This is a genomic window from Termitidicoccus mucosus (genome assembly GCF_038725785.1).
GTDB classification, from domain to species: domain Bacteria; phylum Verrucomicrobiota; class Verrucomicrobiia; order Opitutales; family Opitutaceae; genus Termitidicoccus; species Termitidicoccus mucosus.
Map to the genome: position 1 here is coordinate 3,264,497 of NZ_CP109796.1, position 14,300 is coordinate 3,278,796.

Annotated in this window: 11 protein-coding genes and 2 pseudogenes; 5 read left to right on the forward strand and 8 right to left on the reverse strand. The window is 64.0% G+C overall.

The features are described from left to right. Positions 1-38 precede the first annotated feature (38 nt). A complete protein-coding gene (locus tag OH491_RS11595; protein ID WP_068771265.1) occupies positions 39-1,112 on the reverse strand; it encodes a sigma-70 family RNA polymerase sigma factor in 1,074 nt (357 codons plus the stop codon). Positions 1,113-1,407: 295 nt separating this feature from the next. Between OH491_RS11595 and OH491_RS11600 the strand changes: the two genes are divergently transcribed. Then, positions 1,408-2,334, forward strand: a complete 927-nt coding sequence (locus OH491_RS11600; RefSeq protein ID WP_068771632.1) for a 2-dehydropantoate 2-reductase — start codon at positions 1,408-1,410, stop codon at positions 2,332-2,334. Positions 2,335-2,457: 123 nt separating this feature from the next. On the opposite strand, the gene OH491_RS11605 is transcribed toward OH491_RS11600, so the two are convergent. After that, entirely contained in the window at positions 2,458-3,282 is an 825-nt protein-coding gene (locus OH491_RS11605; RefSeq protein ID WP_084442357.1) for a PEP-CTERM sorting domain-containing protein, read from the reverse strand. 338 nt (positions 3,283-3,620) lie between these two features. Further along, positions 3,621-4,454: a PEP-CTERM sorting domain-containing protein gene (locus tag OH491_RS11610; protein WP_084442356.1), complete on the reverse strand. Its 834-nt coding sequence runs from the start codon at positions 4,452-4,454 to the stop codon at positions 3,621-3,623. A 473-nt stretch (positions 4,455-4,927) separates the two neighbouring features. Here OH491_RS11610 and OH491_RS11615 point away from each other — a divergent pair, with 473 nt between their 5' ends. Further along, a complete protein-coding gene (locus OH491_RS11615; protein WP_068771260.1) occupies positions 4,928-5,380 on the forward strand; it encodes a hypothetical protein in 453 nt (150 codons plus the stop codon). 369 nt (positions 5,381-5,749) lie between these two features. Here the strand turns inward: OH491_RS11615 and OH491_RS11620 are convergent, their stop codons facing one another. Further along, positions 5,750-6,592, reverse strand: a complete 843-nt coding sequence (locus OH491_RS11620) for a PEP-CTERM sorting domain-containing protein (protein WP_084442355.1) — start codon at positions 6,590-6,592, stop codon at positions 5,750-5,752. Between the two features lie 306 nt (positions 6,593-6,898). After that, complete coding sequence (locus OH491_RS11625) at positions 6,899-7,702, reverse strand: fumarylacetoacetate hydrolase family protein (protein WP_068771631.1); 804 nt, start codon at positions 7,700-7,702, stop codon at positions 6,899-6,901. Between the two features lie 203 nt (positions 7,703-7,905). On the opposite strand from OH491_RS11625, the gene plsY reads away from it, so the two are divergent. Continuing rightward, positions 7,906-8,607: a glycerol-3-phosphate 1-O-acyltransferase PlsY gene (plsY, locus tag OH491_RS11630; RefSeq protein WP_068771258.1), complete on the forward strand. Its 702-nt coding sequence runs from the start codon at positions 7,906-7,908 to the stop codon at positions 8,605-8,607. Positions 8,608-8,636: 29 nt separating this feature from the next. Here plsY and OH491_RS11635 read toward each other — a convergent pair whose 3' ends face one another. From OH491_RS11635 to OH491_RS11645, 3 genes and pseudogenes are all read right to left on the reverse strand, one after another. Beyond that, complete coding sequence (locus tag OH491_RS11635) at positions 8,637-9,722, reverse strand: efflux RND transporter periplasmic adaptor subunit (RefSeq protein WP_068771257.1); 1,086 nt, start codon at positions 9,720-9,722, stop codon at positions 8,637-8,639. 41 nt (positions 9,723-9,763) lie between these two features. After that, positions 9,764-11,395 (reverse strand): efflux RND transporter permease subunit, encoded by a 1,632-nt coding sequence (locus tag OH491_RS11640; RefSeq protein ID WP_342751027.1) that lies wholly within the window; start codon positions 11,393-11,395, stop codon positions 9,764-9,766. A gap of 56 nt (positions 11,396-11,451) precedes the next feature. After that, positions 11,452-12,459, reverse strand: a pseudogene (locus OH491_RS11645) (efflux RND transporter permease subunit); the annotation flags it as partial. Positions 12,460-12,669: 210 nt separating this feature from the next. On the opposite strand from OH491_RS11645, the gene OH491_RS11650 reads away from it, so the two are divergent. After that, complete coding sequence (locus OH491_RS11650; RefSeq protein WP_068771255.1) at positions 12,670-13,389, forward strand: response regulator; 720 nt, start codon at positions 12,670-12,672, stop codon at positions 13,387-13,389. Positions 13,390-13,754: 365 nt separating this feature from the next. Next, positions 13,755-14,222 (forward strand): annotated as a pseudogene (locus OH491_RS28190) (HAMP domain-containing protein); the annotation flags it as partial. Between the last annotated feature and the right edge of the window lie 78 nt (positions 14,223-14,300).

Genomic DNA, 14,300 nt, shown 5'->3' on the forward strand with positions numbered 1-14,300 from the left:
ACGCCTCGCCTTCCGTTTTTGCGAGGCCGCCGCGCGCCTTAATTAAACAGCGGGCGGCGCGCGCTGGTCTCGATGAACTCGCGGATTACTTCCATGCGTTTGCGCTGGCGGTCCTCCTCGGCGATTTCGTCGAGGGTGCGCTGGTTTTCGTTTTTCGCCATGGCCTTTCGCATCTTGGAAAGCGCGATGTTCTGGAGCTGCCGGACACGCTCGCGGGTGACGCGGAATTTCCGTCCGACCTCCTCGAGCGTCATCTCGGTCGCGCCTTCGAGCCCGAAGCGGAGCTTGATGATCTCGGCCTCGCGCGGATCGAGCGAGTTGACCATCGCGCGGAGATCGGAGTTGAGGTTCCGGTCGCGCAGGCTGTCGAACGGGTTGATGGCGTTTTCGTCGCTGACGATTTCGCCGAAGGTGGCCGAATCGCCGTCGTCGCCGATGGGCGCGTCCAGCGAAGTGGGGCGCACGCTGACGGATTTGAGGTGCGCGACTTTGCTGGTCGGCACCTGGAGCTCCATCGCGAGTTCCTCGTCGGTGGGCTCGCGCCCGAGCTCCTCGGTGAGGGCCATCGCGGTGCGGCGCATCTTGGAGATCTTGTCCACGAGGTGGACGGGCAGGCGGATGGTTTTGCTCTGGTTGGCGAGGGCGCGTTTGATGGATTGCTTGATCCACCAGGCGGCGTAGGTGGAGAGTTTGCCGCCCTTGCGCGGATCGAAACGCTCGACCGCCTTGATGAGGCCGATGTTGCCCTCGCTGATCAGGTCGAGGATGGGCAGGCCGAAGTCCTTGTAATCATGGGCAATCTTCACCACCAGGCGCAGGTTGGCCTTTATCATGTGGTCGCGGGCCTCGCGGTCCCCGCGCTGGATGCGGCGGGCGAGCGCGACCTCCTCCTTTTGCGAGAGGAGCGGTGTCTTCCCTATTTCCTGAAGGTAGAGCTGGAGGTTGCTCCGCTCGAGCGGGAGCGCCTCGGAGGGTGCGGGCGGATCGTTTTTTTCCAGAAACGATGGCGGCGCATCCGGCGGCATGACTGGCTGGGAACCGGGCAGCGGGGCGGAGTCGGAGTTGCCATCAGTTTCGAGCAGGCCGCGAAGTGCGTTGTTTTTTGGAACCATGGGTGTCCTTTCTTTGAAACTGCGTTAAACTTTCACTGACTGCAGGGACATCCACCCGGCCGCATCCCGTCCACGGCCAAGGGGATTGTTTAATGTTGATGTCTGCATACGGGCGAGGTCGCGATGCGAAAAGACACAAAAAAGTGTTAATATATCACAGTGCACTTGTGATACATGATGAATACGGACGGGCTTGTGAAAATGCCCTGAAGCTCGAAAAAGAATGAACGCCCTGCGTCCGCTCATAATTATTTTTTTATTTCTCTTTGGCACAGGCGGCGCAGAGTTCCCGGCCATGGAAAAATTGTTTTCGAAAATCGCAATCGTGGGGGCGGGCGCCATCGGATGTTATTACGGCGCCCGGCTGGCCCGGGCGGGCGGGGACGTGCGTTTCCTGATACGCAGTGATCTGGCCCGGGTGCGCGAGCGCGGGCTGCGCGTGAAGACGCCGGACGAGGAAATCGTCCTGCCCGGAGTGCACGCCGCCGGGACGCCGGAGGAGATCGGCCCATGCGACCTGGTGCTGGTCGCGCTGAAAACGACCGCCAATGCGGCGCTGGGACGGCTGCTCGGGCCGCTGGTGCACGGGCGCACGACCATCGTGACGCTGCAAAACGGGCTGGGCTCCGACGAGGAACTGGCGCGATTGTTCGGCGCGGAGCGCGTGGCGGGCGGCCTGTGCTTTATAGGCGTGAACCGCGTCGCGCCGGGCGAGATCGTCTGCCTCACGCCGGGCTCGGTGAGCTTCGGGGAATTCCAGCGGCCGGCGGGCGGGAGGGTGCGCGCGCTGGCGGACATGTTCTCGCGGGCCGGGGTCAGAACGATCGTGAGCGACAACCTCGCGGAGTTGCGCTGGAAAAAACTGGTCTGGAATGTGCCCTTCAACGGACTCGCCATCGCCGCGGGCGGTGTGACGACGGATGTGCTGACCGGCGACGAGGAACTGCTGGCGGCGGCGCGGGCCCTGATGCTCGAAATCGTGGCGGCGGCGCGGGCGGTGACCGGCTGCGAGATCCCGCCGCAATTTGTCGAAAAACAGATCGAGGTGACGAAAGCCATGGGACCTTACAAGCCGTCGAGCCTGATCGATTTCCTGGAAGGGCGGGAAGTCGAGGTGGAATCAATCTGGGGCGAGCCGCTGAGGCGCGCGCGCGCCGCCGGGGTGGATGCGCCGCGGCTGGCCATGTTATACGCGCTGGTGCGGCGGCTGGCGGCGCGGTGATGCAAAAACGCCCCGGCGGTCGGGGACCGCCGGGGCGTCAATGCATATTATGGAACTCGATTGCAAACAGGCTGGCCGCCACGGTCCATCCGGCCCTTGCTTGCCCGGCATGCGGCTGCGCCCTCAGGCGGCCGCGGCGGGAAGCTGGGACTTGGAACCCTTGAAACGGCGGTAGCCGACAAACCCGAGCAACGCACCCGCGCCGATCAAGCCGTAGGTCGAGGGCTCGGGAACGGCGGTCGCGCGCGGCGGAATGAACTGGAAGGCGACGACGAGGTCGTTGAAGTCGGCATCGTAGAACGCCGCCGAGTTGCGGGCGTCCTCGAAACCGACAAGCAGCGTGTCGAGGAGGCCGGTGACAAGGTCGCCATTGGCGTCGATGTAGGTCGTCTCCACCTGTGTCACCGTCCACTTGGTGTGCAACGAGAGGTCGCTTCCGGAATAGTCGTTGATCGCGCCGAAGGCATGGAACACACCGCCTTCGCCGCCACTGTTGAGGAAGAAATCCAGCGTCTCGCCGGCGGCATGGGGAATATAAACCTCATAACCGCTGACGGCGTTCGTCTCGCTGTCGATGCCGGTGAGCAGGGGGGTGTGCACGCCGGGCGCCGCGCTGGACATGTAGCCGAAGTCATTCAACCACGTGGCGGTTTCGCCGATATAGATCGCCTTTACTAACCCTGCATAATCAAAGGGGTTGTAGCCGAGTATGCTGGTCAGATTGATGGCCCCGTCGTTCCATGTGGAAATCACACTTGGCACGGTGGCGTCGGATGAGAAGTAAAAGCTTCCAAGTCCCGCGCTGTAGCTGACCACATTGCTTGCGTAGACTGGCGGCGCAAACGAGTTGGTAGCTGGCAACGGGTCAGGTAGCTGTGCATTCAAGGGCATTGCGAGCAAGGCGGCAAAACCCGTGATTGCCAATAGGCTGGCACGTATTTTTTTCATGATGGCTTTTCTGATTTTGGTTTATACAGAACAGGCAGGTCGCCATGCCGCCAAAGGGCCGCACTTCTCCTGCTTCAAATACAGGCTGACCGGGGAAAATAACGAGGCAAGGCGTTCATGGTAAGGACGGCCCCGCTTGGCCGCTGGGGGAATCCCTTACAAGCCCGGCCGCCGCCCGTCGCCATTATATATTTTCCCCTGGCGGGAAACGCGCCCGCGGCATTTGCCGCCATCGCATGGCGCCGGCGGCCCGCGACCGGAATGCATAAAAAAGGCCGCCCCTTTTCCGGGGCGGCCGGGCCATGTGGATGTGTTGTCGTTGCCGGCACGCCGCGCAATCAAGTCGCCGCGGCCTGGCGGCGGCTCGATTTGAAACGGCGATAACCGACGAGACCCAGCAACACGGAGGCGCCGATCAAGCCGTAGGTCGAGGGCTCGGGCACGGCGGTTTGCTGGGCGGGCAGGAACTGGAAGGCCACGACGAAGTCATTAAAGTCCTCATCATAGATGCCTTGGTCGTTGCGCGCATCCTCATATCCGACCAGGATCGTCGGAACAAAATCCGTCACCCAAGCGGAACCGTCCCAGTAATTGGTGAGGACCGAGGCCAAGGCCCAATAAGTATGGATCGAGGCGTCCGTCCCGGCATATTCATTGGAAAGCCCGAAAGCGTAGAACAATCCGCCCTCGCCGACCGGCCCTCCGCTGTTGACAAAGAAGTCCAAGGTTTCGCCGGCGCCGTAATTGACGACATGCTCGTAGCCGCTGACCGGATTGCCGCTGGTCACGTCCGTGACGAGAGGCACGTAACTCGGGGGCCCTGGCGGAATCTTGACATAACCGAAATCGTTTTCCCATTCGGCAGTCTTGCCGAGGTAGACGGCCTTTACCGCGCCGCCGCCAGCCTGCCAATATCCCGATACGTCGGCCTGCCCGGGCGCCCAGGTGCTGATGATGCTCGGAACCGTGTCGGTCGAATCAAAATACAAATTCTGGCCGAACAAACTGGCTCCCACGCCGAATTGGGCGTTATAGAGGCCGAGATTGGTGGCCGACGGTGATGAGAACAGGTTCACGCCGCTCGGAAACGGCGCGCCGATCTGGGCATTGGCGGTGAAGGTCAGTCCGGCGGCAAAGACCGCGGACAACATGAGTTTTGCAGACGTCTTCATGGTTTTATTTCCATTTTATACATGCATGCGGGGTGCTGGATGATTTTGCCGGTTGCGGCACACGCATCACAGCGGTTTACCCTGCACGTTGCCTTCCCTTCCCCAAAATTGCAAGTAATCGGCGGGTAGGAGTATGTCCGCGATCAATGTAGGGGAAACCATTATTAGCAAAACTGAAGATTTTATAATCCAATATCTTGCGCGCCAGAAAGTGAAATCCGATTGCGGACTGATTATCATATTCTATGACATGATAAACATCCGCGCCGGTTGCGACAGGCCGGCGGAGCCGCCCGCATTTGTTTATTTCCCCATGAGACGCCGGATTAGCCTGAATAATATAAACCATGCGGCACCGTCCGCATAATCACATCTTCACGATGCCGCATCATGCGATAAGAAATACTCCATTTAACCAAGTTTTAATCCGCCGCGCCTTGCAGTGCGCCTCCTCCAATCCATGATAACAAGTTATGACTTTACATCCCAAGAATCAAGAGGCTCAAAAACTTACCCTGGAAGAAATCACGTTCATAGAGCGGGCCAGACTTTCGCACAAATACACGGAATTCACCTTCACGACAAAACATGGCACCTACCGGGGATATGGCAGGACCATCGAGGAGGCCCTGGCCCATGTCACCCCCGCCGCGCCGCCGGAGCCCATCACCGCCCAGGCCGCCACCGTGCTTGCCATCGGCCGCGGTTTTTTCGCGAAATTCCTCAATAGCGGAAGCCCCAAGACAGAGCTGCATTTCGCCAAGGCCAAACTCTTTTCTCCGAACAATCCAAGGGAGCTCGAGGAAGTCATCTCGAGGCTCTCCGTCCTGGGTATCACTCCTGTGCATAAGAAGATAATAATCACCCAGGACCACTCCATGGCCGGCGATTTCCCCTCCGGGTATCCGGGCCAGGCATCCCTCTAGAATAGTTTGACAGGACCACCGCCGCCGCTGGCGATGTAACCCAATGGGTCACATCGCGTCGGGGAAACCTGACAATATTTCAGGCCACAAACCCGGCCGGGGTATTATGACCCGTTGGCCATCGAGTCTTTTTTCCAAGGTTGCCCAACTACGCAAAAGCCGCCCCATGCCAGCGGGGCGGCCTTGTGTGACTATTTTAATATTGGAGCGGTAGCGCCGGCAGGGCGAAGCCTCCGGCTGAGCCGCGGCTCGGCGGGGACGCCTCGCCCTACCATTTTGAGAGAATACTATAAACCGTTTCAGCGTCTGCTACTCGCCTGAAGGGACAACCCCTCCAGTTTGCCGGCTGCCACGGCATGACCACATGCCCTAGACGGATTGGGCGGGGGCGGGCTGGTGCCGGGACGCCCTGAAACGGCGATACCCCACAAGCCCGAGCAAAGCACCCGCGCCAATCAAGCCGTAGGTGGCGGGTTCGGGAACGGCGATTTGCTGGGCGGGCAGGAACTGGAAGGCCACGACAAAATCATTAAAATCCTGATCGTAATATCCCTGGTCGTTGCGCACATCCTCGAACCCGACCAGGATCGTGGGGACAAGGCCGGTCACCCATGCGCTGCCATCCCAGTATTCGGTATTGACGAGGACGGAGGACCAATAGGTATGCACAGAGCTATCCGCCCCGGCATACTCATTGGAGAGCCCGAAGGCATAGAACAATCCGCCCTCGCCGACCGGCCCTCCGCTATTGATAAAGAAGTCGAGCGTCTCGCCCGCGTCATAGTTGACAATATACTCATATCCGCTGACGGGGTTGCCGCTGGTCACGTCCGTGACAAGCGGGACGTAATTGGGGGGCCCGGGCGGGATTCTCACATAGCCAAAGTCATTTTCCCAACCGGCAGTCTTGCCCAGATAGATGGCCTTGACCGCGCCTCCGCCAGCTTCCCACAAGCCGGACACATTGGCCTGGCCAGGGGTCCACGTATTGATGACACTGGGCACCGTGACGGTGGTGTCAAAATACAGATTCTGCAGGAACAGGCTCGCGCCGGAACCGAACTGGGCGTTGTAGAGAGCGACGTTGGTCGCTGATGGCGATGAGAACAGATTAATACCGCTCGGAAACGATGGACTGATTTGGGCACTGGCCGTAAATGCCAGGCCGGCGGCAAAGGCCGCGGACAATATGAATTTTGCAGGCGTCTTCATAGTTTAGCTTTCCCACTATACATGCATGTTAGTTGCGTTGGACGACCATGATTGTCATAATTGCTGGAATCATAGCCTTTCGATTTGCATATTTCCTTCATCTCAAGACCGGTGCAAGCGTCTGCCGGGTAGGAGTACCCCCCCGGGCGGTGTGGGGGAATCTCCTATGCCTGAAATTACTTATGCCTTCGCGAACTGAAATGGCCCTGCCTGAAGCATAAAGCCCGTCCGCAAACAGGCATTATTCATTTCCCATCCGCCGAATGATATAGACCCGTTTCCCGCCCGGCATGCCATCCCGGCGTACTATTCGAGCGCAACGTGGTTCACGAGCTCGCCGATGCCCTCGATGCGCACACTCACCGTGTCGCCGGGTTGCAGGAAAACCGGCGGCTTTCGCGCGGCCCCGACGCCATGCGGCGTCCCGGTCAGGATAACGGTGCCGGCCAGCAGCGTCTTGCTGCCGCTGAGAAACGCGATGAGCGCGGCCACGTCGAAGACCATGTCGGACGTGGACGTATCCTGCATGACGCGGCCGTTGAGCGTGGTGGTGAGGCGCAGGCTGCCCGGGTCGCGAATTTCATCCGCGGTCACGAGCGCCGGGCCGAGCGGGCAAAAGGTATCGAAGCCCTTGCCCTGGCAGAACTGCCCCCCGCCCCACTCTTCCTGCCAGTCGCGGGCGGAGACATCGTTGGCCGCTGTGTATCCAAGAACATAGGACAGCGCATCCGCCTGCGAAACATTCTTGCAATCGCGGCCGATGACCACCGCGAGTTCGCCCTCGTAGTCCACTTTATGGCTGGCCAGGTGCGTGGGAATCCTGATGGGGGCGCCGGGGTGCTGCACGCTGGCGGTGTTTTTCATGAAAAGCATCGGGCGCTGCGGCAGCCCCTTGCCCGACTCCTCGGCATGCGCGCGGTAGTTCAGCCCGATGGCCATGATATTGGGCGGGCGCACCGGCAGCGGGGCAAGCAGCCCGCCGGGCATGGCGCGGCGGCCGGTCACGCGCCAGTCGCCCAGCAGATCGCCTTCGATGGCGAGCGCGGAGCCGTCGGGTTGAAGCACGGCAAAAGCCGGGCCGGTCGGAGCGAGGTGGCGGATGATTCTCATGATGCGGCGGTCAGGGCAACGGGCGAAAATGCTGATGAAAATGCCCTGCATGTCCGGCGGTCAAGCGTGTCCGTCCGAACCGGCTCCCGCTCCCGTTTCGCGTTGCCATCGCGATGCCGGGCTTTTGAGTCGATGGCTCCACTCAACGTCATTCCGACGCCATCATTCGCTTCAACCACGTTCCCCGCACGCCTGATTTCATCATGCTGATTTCCATCATCTCCGCCGTTGTCATCGGCTATTTTCTCGGCGCGCTGCCATTCGGATTTCTCGTCGCACGCTCGAAGGGAATAAACATTTTCGAGCACGGCAGCAAAAACCCGGGGGCGACCAACGTGAAGCGCGTGCTCGGCGAAAAGTTTGGCGCGAGCGGGAAGCGCGCGGGCAATCTCGTGTTTGCGCTCGACGCGCTCAAGGGCGCGGTGGCGGCGGGCTGGCCGTATGCGGTATTCCTGTGCCAAATGCTAAAATACCGTTTGCGAGGTGGTGTTGTCGCCGGAGTCAACGAACCGTTTGAAACCATATTGTGGTTGTGGGCGGCCATCGCCGGCCTAGTGGGCGCGCTGCTCGGGCACAGTTTTTCGTGCTTCACGCGCTTCAAGGGCGGCAAGGGCATCGCGACGGGCGCGGGCGGTTTTCTCGTGCTGATGCCGCTGTCCATCGCGCTGGCTGCGTCGCTGTGGGTGGGCGTGTTCAAGACGAGCCGCTACGTGTCGCTCGCATCGATTCTCGCGGCGCTGTCGCTGCCGGTGACGAGTTTTGTGACGGCGCGCCTGTGGGGTTTCCCGCCGGTGCAGATCGTGTGGCTGTCGGCGGCGATCGGCATGTTTGTGACCTACCGCCACCGCGCAAACATCGTGCGCCTGCTCAACGGCACGGAAAACCGGTTCGCGCGGAAAAGCTGAGCGGGCAGACGAGCCCTCCAGGGGATGCCTTACTTGCCCATCGGCAGCACATCGACCGGGTCGCCCGCGCGCAGCATGGCGTTGGGATTGACGATCACCGCCGTGTCCGCGGCCAGCGCGCCGGATGTCACCTCGATGCTCGGGCCGAGATTGCGGCCGGGCCGGACCTCGCTGAACGCCACCCGGCCCCCGTTCACGACCGCGATCGTGGTCCGTCCGCGATCGACCACCAGCGTGTTGGTGGGCACGACAAACGTGCCCGGCGACGGCGCCAGCTCGAACGCCGCGGTGCCGGTCAGCCCGGCGGGCAGGATGAAATCCGGGTTTTCCAGCAACAGCTCGACACGCATCGTGCCGGAGGCCGTGTCGAAGACGCGGCTGAAGCGCGCCACCTGCGCGGTAAAGACCCGGCCCGGCATTTCGTTGAAGCGCACGGTCGCCTCCGCGCCGACGGCAAGGCGCAGCGCGATGTCGGGCGAGGCATTGATGGCAAACCGCAGCCGGTCGATGCGCGCGACCCGGTAAAGCCAGCCGTCGGTCGCCGCGGCATCGCCGCGCACGTGGTCGCCGCGGTCGAAATTGCGCGCGGAGACCACGGCGTCGAACGGTGCGCGCACGGTGGCGAACTTCTGCAATTCCTCCAGCCGGGCGAGTTCCGCCCTGGCCGCGCGCACGGCGGCCTCGGTCTCGGTGGCGGTCGTGGTGCGCTGCTCGGATTCCTCCAGCGAAATCGCCCTGGCGCCGAGCAGATTAGTGGAACGCCCGGCGAGCACGCGGGCGTTTTTTTCGCGGGCGATGGCCTGGTCCACGGCGGCGCGGGCGCTCTCGACCGCGCGGTCGATTTCCGGGGCATCCACGGTGGCGAGCACGTCGCCGGCCCGCACCATGTCGCCGATGTCGAACTTGCGCTCGCGGACGATGCCGGTGGCCCGGGTATAAACGCTGACGGCCTCGTAGGGTTCGGTGCGGCCGGGGATTTGGTAAACGCGGGAAGCCGTCGCCGTGGACGGCGCGACGGTGCGGACAGTGGTCCGGTTGTCCTGCGCGACCAGCGCCGGAACGGCGGCGAGCAGCGACAGGACGACACTGAGACGGAGTGATGTGGCAGAGTTCATGAGATGTTGGAAAATACCCTGAAAAAGAACCGGGAGATGCATCAGGAGACGGACGTTTTCGCCCCGAACCGCGCGCGCACGGTGGCGAACACGATCGGGACAAGGAACAGCGAGGCGCAGGTGCCGAAGACGAGGCCGCCGATCACGGCGCGGCCGAGCGGGGCGTTTTGTTCGCCGCCCTCGGCGTGGCCGATCGCCATCGGGATGACGCCGAGAATCATCGCCAGCGCCGTCATCAGCACGGGGCGCAGGCGCGTGGTCGCGGCGTTGACCGCCGCATCGGGCGCGGACACGCCGGCGTTGGTCAGGTCGCGGGCGAAGCTGCTCACGAGCACGCTGTTGGCCGTGGAGACGCCGACCACCATGATGATGCCCATGAGCGCGGGCACGCTCAGCGGCGTGCCGGTCAGCCAGAGGGAAAAAAGCGCGCCCGACACCGCCACTGGCAGGCCGCTGATCGCCACGAACGGCAGGCTCCACGACTGGAAGTTCACCACCATGACCAGAAACACCAGCACCGCCGACAGGCCGAGCCCGCCGATCAGTTCCGAATAGGACGAACGCATGAGCGCAGCCTGCCCGGCCAGCTCGATGCGGTTGGCCGGCTTCAGGCGCGGGCGGAGTTCGTCGATGATTTTTTCGAGATCGGCGGTGAGGCCGCCGAGGTCACGCCCGGCGGCGTTGGCCACCACGGTCCAGGTCGGCTGCATGGTGGTGCGCGACACGCTCGCCGGCGCGCGCTTCTCCCCGACCGTGGCAAAGGTCCGCAACGGCACGGGAGCGCCGCCGCCGGTCGAGGGGCGGATGGGCAGGTTGAGCAGTTGCTCCACCGAGGTGAGAACCGACGGCGGCGCGATGACCTGCACGTCGTAGGCCGCGCCCGTCGCCGGGTCGGACCAGAAGCTGGGCGCCACCGAGCCGCCGCTGCCCAGCGCGGCGAGCAGCGCGCCGGACGCGTCCTGCTGCGTGATGCCGAGGGTGGCGGCGCGGGCGCGGTCCACGCGGATCGCGTAGCCCGGCTGGTCGAGCACCTCGCGCAGGGTCACGTCGGCGGCGCCGGGGATTTCCGCGAGCCGCCCGCGGAACTCCTGCGCGAGGACGAGGTTGCCCGCGATGTCGCGGCCGCTGAAACGCACCTCGAAGGTCGTCGGCGCGCCCGAGGCCAGCGTCTGGCTGGTGGCGTCGGCGGGACGGAAAAACGCCTGCACCCCGGGAAACTTTTCCGCGAGCATGGCGCGGATGTTTCCGATGTAGCGCTCGCTCGGCCCGTGTTCCGCGGCGAGCTGCACGAAGATTTCCCCGTCGGCCGAGCTGATGGCGGTGGTCTCCACCCACGCCTGGTTGACGGGGCTGGGCGTGCCGATGTTTTCCACGACGAATTGCAGCTCGTCGCGCGGGATGAGGCCGCGAATCTCGCGCTGCACGTCGGCCATGATGCGAGCGGTATCCTCGACCCGGATACCACTCGGCACGCGGATGAAGAGGCGGATGAGGCCGGCGTCGGTGGCCGGGAAAAACTCCCGGCCCGACTGCAAGGCGGCGAAGCAGCCCAGCGCGACGGCGGCGGCGGACGGCAGGAGGATGAGCCAGCGCCGCCGCACCAGAAGCGCGCCGAGGATGCGCCCTTGGAGGCGGGCGGCGCGCTCCACGGCGTGCTCGATGGCGTGATGCACGAGCCGAGGAAGAGCAGCACGACGGCGGCGACGAGACCGCCGACGAGCAGGATTTCGTGGCGCACGCCGTCCACCGCCGCGCGCACGAAGACGGACTGGTCGAAGATCGGCTCGATGCTCATGCCCGGCGGCGCGGAGGCGCGAATCTCGGGCATGCGCGCGAGGATGCCGTCGATGATGTCGACGGTGGACGCGTTGCCGAGCTTGAGGATGGAAACCATGACCGCGTTCTGGCCGTTGAGGCGGGCGATGTTGGTGGACACGGCCTCGCCGTCGCGCACGTTGGCAACATCGCGCAGCAGGATCATCTTGCCGTCCACCGAACGCAGCGGGAGGTCGAGAAATTCCTGGATGTTGTCCGGGCTGGCGTTGATTTCGACGGGCAGTTCGCGCTCGCCCTCGCGCAGGGAGCCGGAGGGAAGCGTGAGGTTCTGGCGGCCGATCACGGCGCTCACGTCGGCGGCGGACAGCCCGAAGGCATTGAGCGCGTCGGGATCGAGATCGACCATCACCTGCCGGGACGCGCCCCCGTAGGGCAGCGAGATGCGCATGCCGGGCACGCTCTGGAGCTGCGCGCGCAGGGCGAGGCGCGCGTAGTCGAAAAGCTGGCCGCCCGACATGATGTCCGACGACATCACGAGCTGGATGATCGGCACGCTCGACGGGCTGGTGCGCACGACGAGCGGCGGCGTGGTGCCCGCGGGCATGCGCCGGAGGATCGTCTGCGAGACGCCGGTCGTCTGCGTCATCGCGGTGTTGATGTCCACGTAGGGCTGGAAACGCAGCTTGATGAGCGCGGTGCCGTTGGAGGTCTCGGAGCGCACCTCGACGAGGTCGTCCACGTTGTTGAGGATCGCGATCTCGGAAAACGAGGTGAGTTTCGACGCCATCTCGGCGGCGTTGAGCCCGCCGTAGGTCCACACGACCATGAGTTCCGGGCTGTCCACGCGCGGCAGGATGTCGATGGACATGCGCCGGGCCGACATGATGCCGAACAACAGGATGAGGATGGCGAGGACACCGATGGTGTATTTGTAGCGGAGAGCGAAGAGGACGATCCACATGGCGGCGTGACGGCTTTGGCGGGCGGCGGAATGACGAAGGCCTTTAACATAGCAGAAACCGGGCTGCGAAGGTGTGCCGGGGGCCGACTGTTTTGTAATAAATCGTGCCGCGGCCGGGGCGGCCGGCACACTTTGTTACACTTTTCGGGGAGCACCCGGCAAAAGTTGTGCTAACATGGCGACATTTCACCTCGCATCCGAAGTCCGCACATGGAAACCGCGCCGCACATCGCCGTCGTCGACGATAACATGGAAATCCGCGAGCTGGTGATGCGCTATCTCGGCGAGCACGGCTACCGCGTGAGCGCGGCGGAAAACGCGGGCGCGTTTCTCCGGTTGCAGGAAAGCAGCCCGCCCGATCTCGTCGTGCTCGACATCATGATGCCGGGCACGGACGGGCTGGGCCTGTGCCGCGACCTGCGCGCCGCCAGCCCGGTGCCGATCATCTTCCTCACCGCGATCGCCGAGGACACGGACCGGATCGTCGGCCTGGAAATGGGCGCCGACGACTATCTCACCAAGCCGTTCAACCCGCGCGAATTGCTCGCCCGGATCAAGGCGGTGCTGCGCCGCGTCCAGGGCCAGCCCGCGCGCCGCGGGCCGGCGCGCGCCGGCAAAGTGCGATTCGGCGACCGGGTGCTCGACGTGAGCCGCCGCGAGGTGCTCGGGCCGGACGGCGTGGCCGTGCCGCTGAGCACCGCGGAGTTCCGGCTCCTCGGCGTGTTTCTCGAACATCCCGGCGCGGTGCTCAGCCGCGACCAGCTCCTCGACCTCACGCTCGGGCGCACCGCCGATGTGTGGGACCGCAGCGTGGACAACCAGGTGAGCCGCCTGCGCCGCAAAATCGAGACCGACCCCGCCCGGCCCGTGCTCATCAAGACCTGCTGGGGCGACGGATACCAGTTCACCACCGAGATCGAACCGGCATGAAACGCTTCGGTTTGCGCACCCTCAGCAGCCAGCTCATCGGTGTGATGCTGCTCGCCATCGCGCTCTCGCAAGGCGTGTCGCTGTATGTGTTCCACCGCGAGCACCAGCGCAGCATGCGCGGCGTGCTGCGCGACGAATGCCTCGGCCGCATCGCCTCCGCCATGCGCCTCGTCCAGGTGACGCCGCCCGACCAGCGCGCCGCCACGCTCGCCGCCGTGAGCACCCCGCTCACGCGCTACTGGCTCACGCCCGATCCGCCCGCGTCGTCCGCCGGCTGGCAGCAGTCCGCGCGCGAGCAACTCCTGCGCCACACGCTCTCCGCCGACCACGGGCAGCCCACGCCCAGCCTGTTTCAACACGACCCGATGCTCGACCGGCGCTCGGCCGCGGAATGGGAGGAACTCCCGGCCGACACCTGGCTCGTCGGCCTGCCCGTGCGCCAGCTCGACCTCGCGCCGTGGAACGGCTTCGGCTTCGCGCTCCGGCTCGGCGGCGGCGACTGGCTCAACACCGTTTTCGCCAAGCCCGACTACCTCACGAAGACGCGGCTCACCACCGAGTATTACGCCGCGCTCATCGCCACCGCGCTGCTTTTTGCCTTCGCCGCCTGGCTGATCGCCCGGCGCATCTCGTGCCCCCTGCGCACGCTCGCCCGCTCGGCGGAACGGCTCGGGCGCGGCGAGAGCCCGGAACTGCTGCCCGAGGAAGGACCCGACGACATCCGCGCCACCGCCATCACCTTCAACCGCATGCAGGTGCGCCTCCGGCGTTTCGTGGAAGACCGCACGCAGATGATCGCCGCCATCAGCCACGACCTGCGCACGCCCATCACCTCGCTCCGCCTGCGCGCCGAGTATGTCGAGGACCCTGAGATGCGGGAAAATGATCGGCACGCTCGACGGCATGCAGGC

Excerpts from the sequence above, each read along its gene's own strand:
- OH491_RS11625 (WP_068771631.1), bottom strand. The coding sequence starts at position 7,702 with ATGAGAATCATCCGCCACCTCGCTCCGACCGGCCCGGCTTTTGCCGTG.
- OH491_RS11615 (WP_068771260.1), top strand. The coding sequence starts at position 4,928 with ATGACTTTACATCCCAAGAATCAAGAGGCTCAAAAACTTACCCTGGAA.
- plsY (WP_068771258.1), top strand. The coding sequence starts at position 7,906 with ATGCTGATTTCCATCATCTCCGCCGTTGTCATCGGCTATTTTCTCGGC.
- OH491_RS11595 (WP_068771265.1), bottom strand. The coding sequence starts at position 1,112 with ATGGTTCCAAAAAACAACGCACTTCGCGGCCTGCTCGAAACTGATGGC.
- OH491_RS11650 (WP_068771255.1), top strand. The coding sequence starts at position 12,670 with ATGGAAACCGCGCCGCACATCGCCGTCGTCGACGATAACATGGAAATC.
- OH491_RS11600 (WP_068771632.1), top strand. The coding sequence starts at position 1,408 with ATGGAAAAATTGTTTTCGAAAATCGCAATCGTGGGGGCGGGCGCCATC.
- OH491_RS11620 (WP_084442355.1), bottom strand. The coding sequence starts at position 6,592 with ATGAAGACGCCTGCAAAATTCATATTGTCCGCGGCCTTTGCCGCCGGC.
- OH491_RS11635 (WP_068771257.1), bottom strand. The coding sequence starts at position 9,722 with ATGAACTCTGCCACATCACTCCGTCTCAGTGTCGTCCTGTCGCTGCTC.
- OH491_RS11605 (WP_084442357.1), bottom strand. The coding sequence starts at position 3,282 with ATGAAAAAAATACGTGCCAGCCTATTGGCAATCACGGGTTTTGCCGCC.
- OH491_RS11610 (WP_084442356.1), bottom strand. The coding sequence starts at position 4,454 with ATGAAGACGTCTGCAAAACTCATGTTGTCCGCGGTCTTTGCCGCCGGA.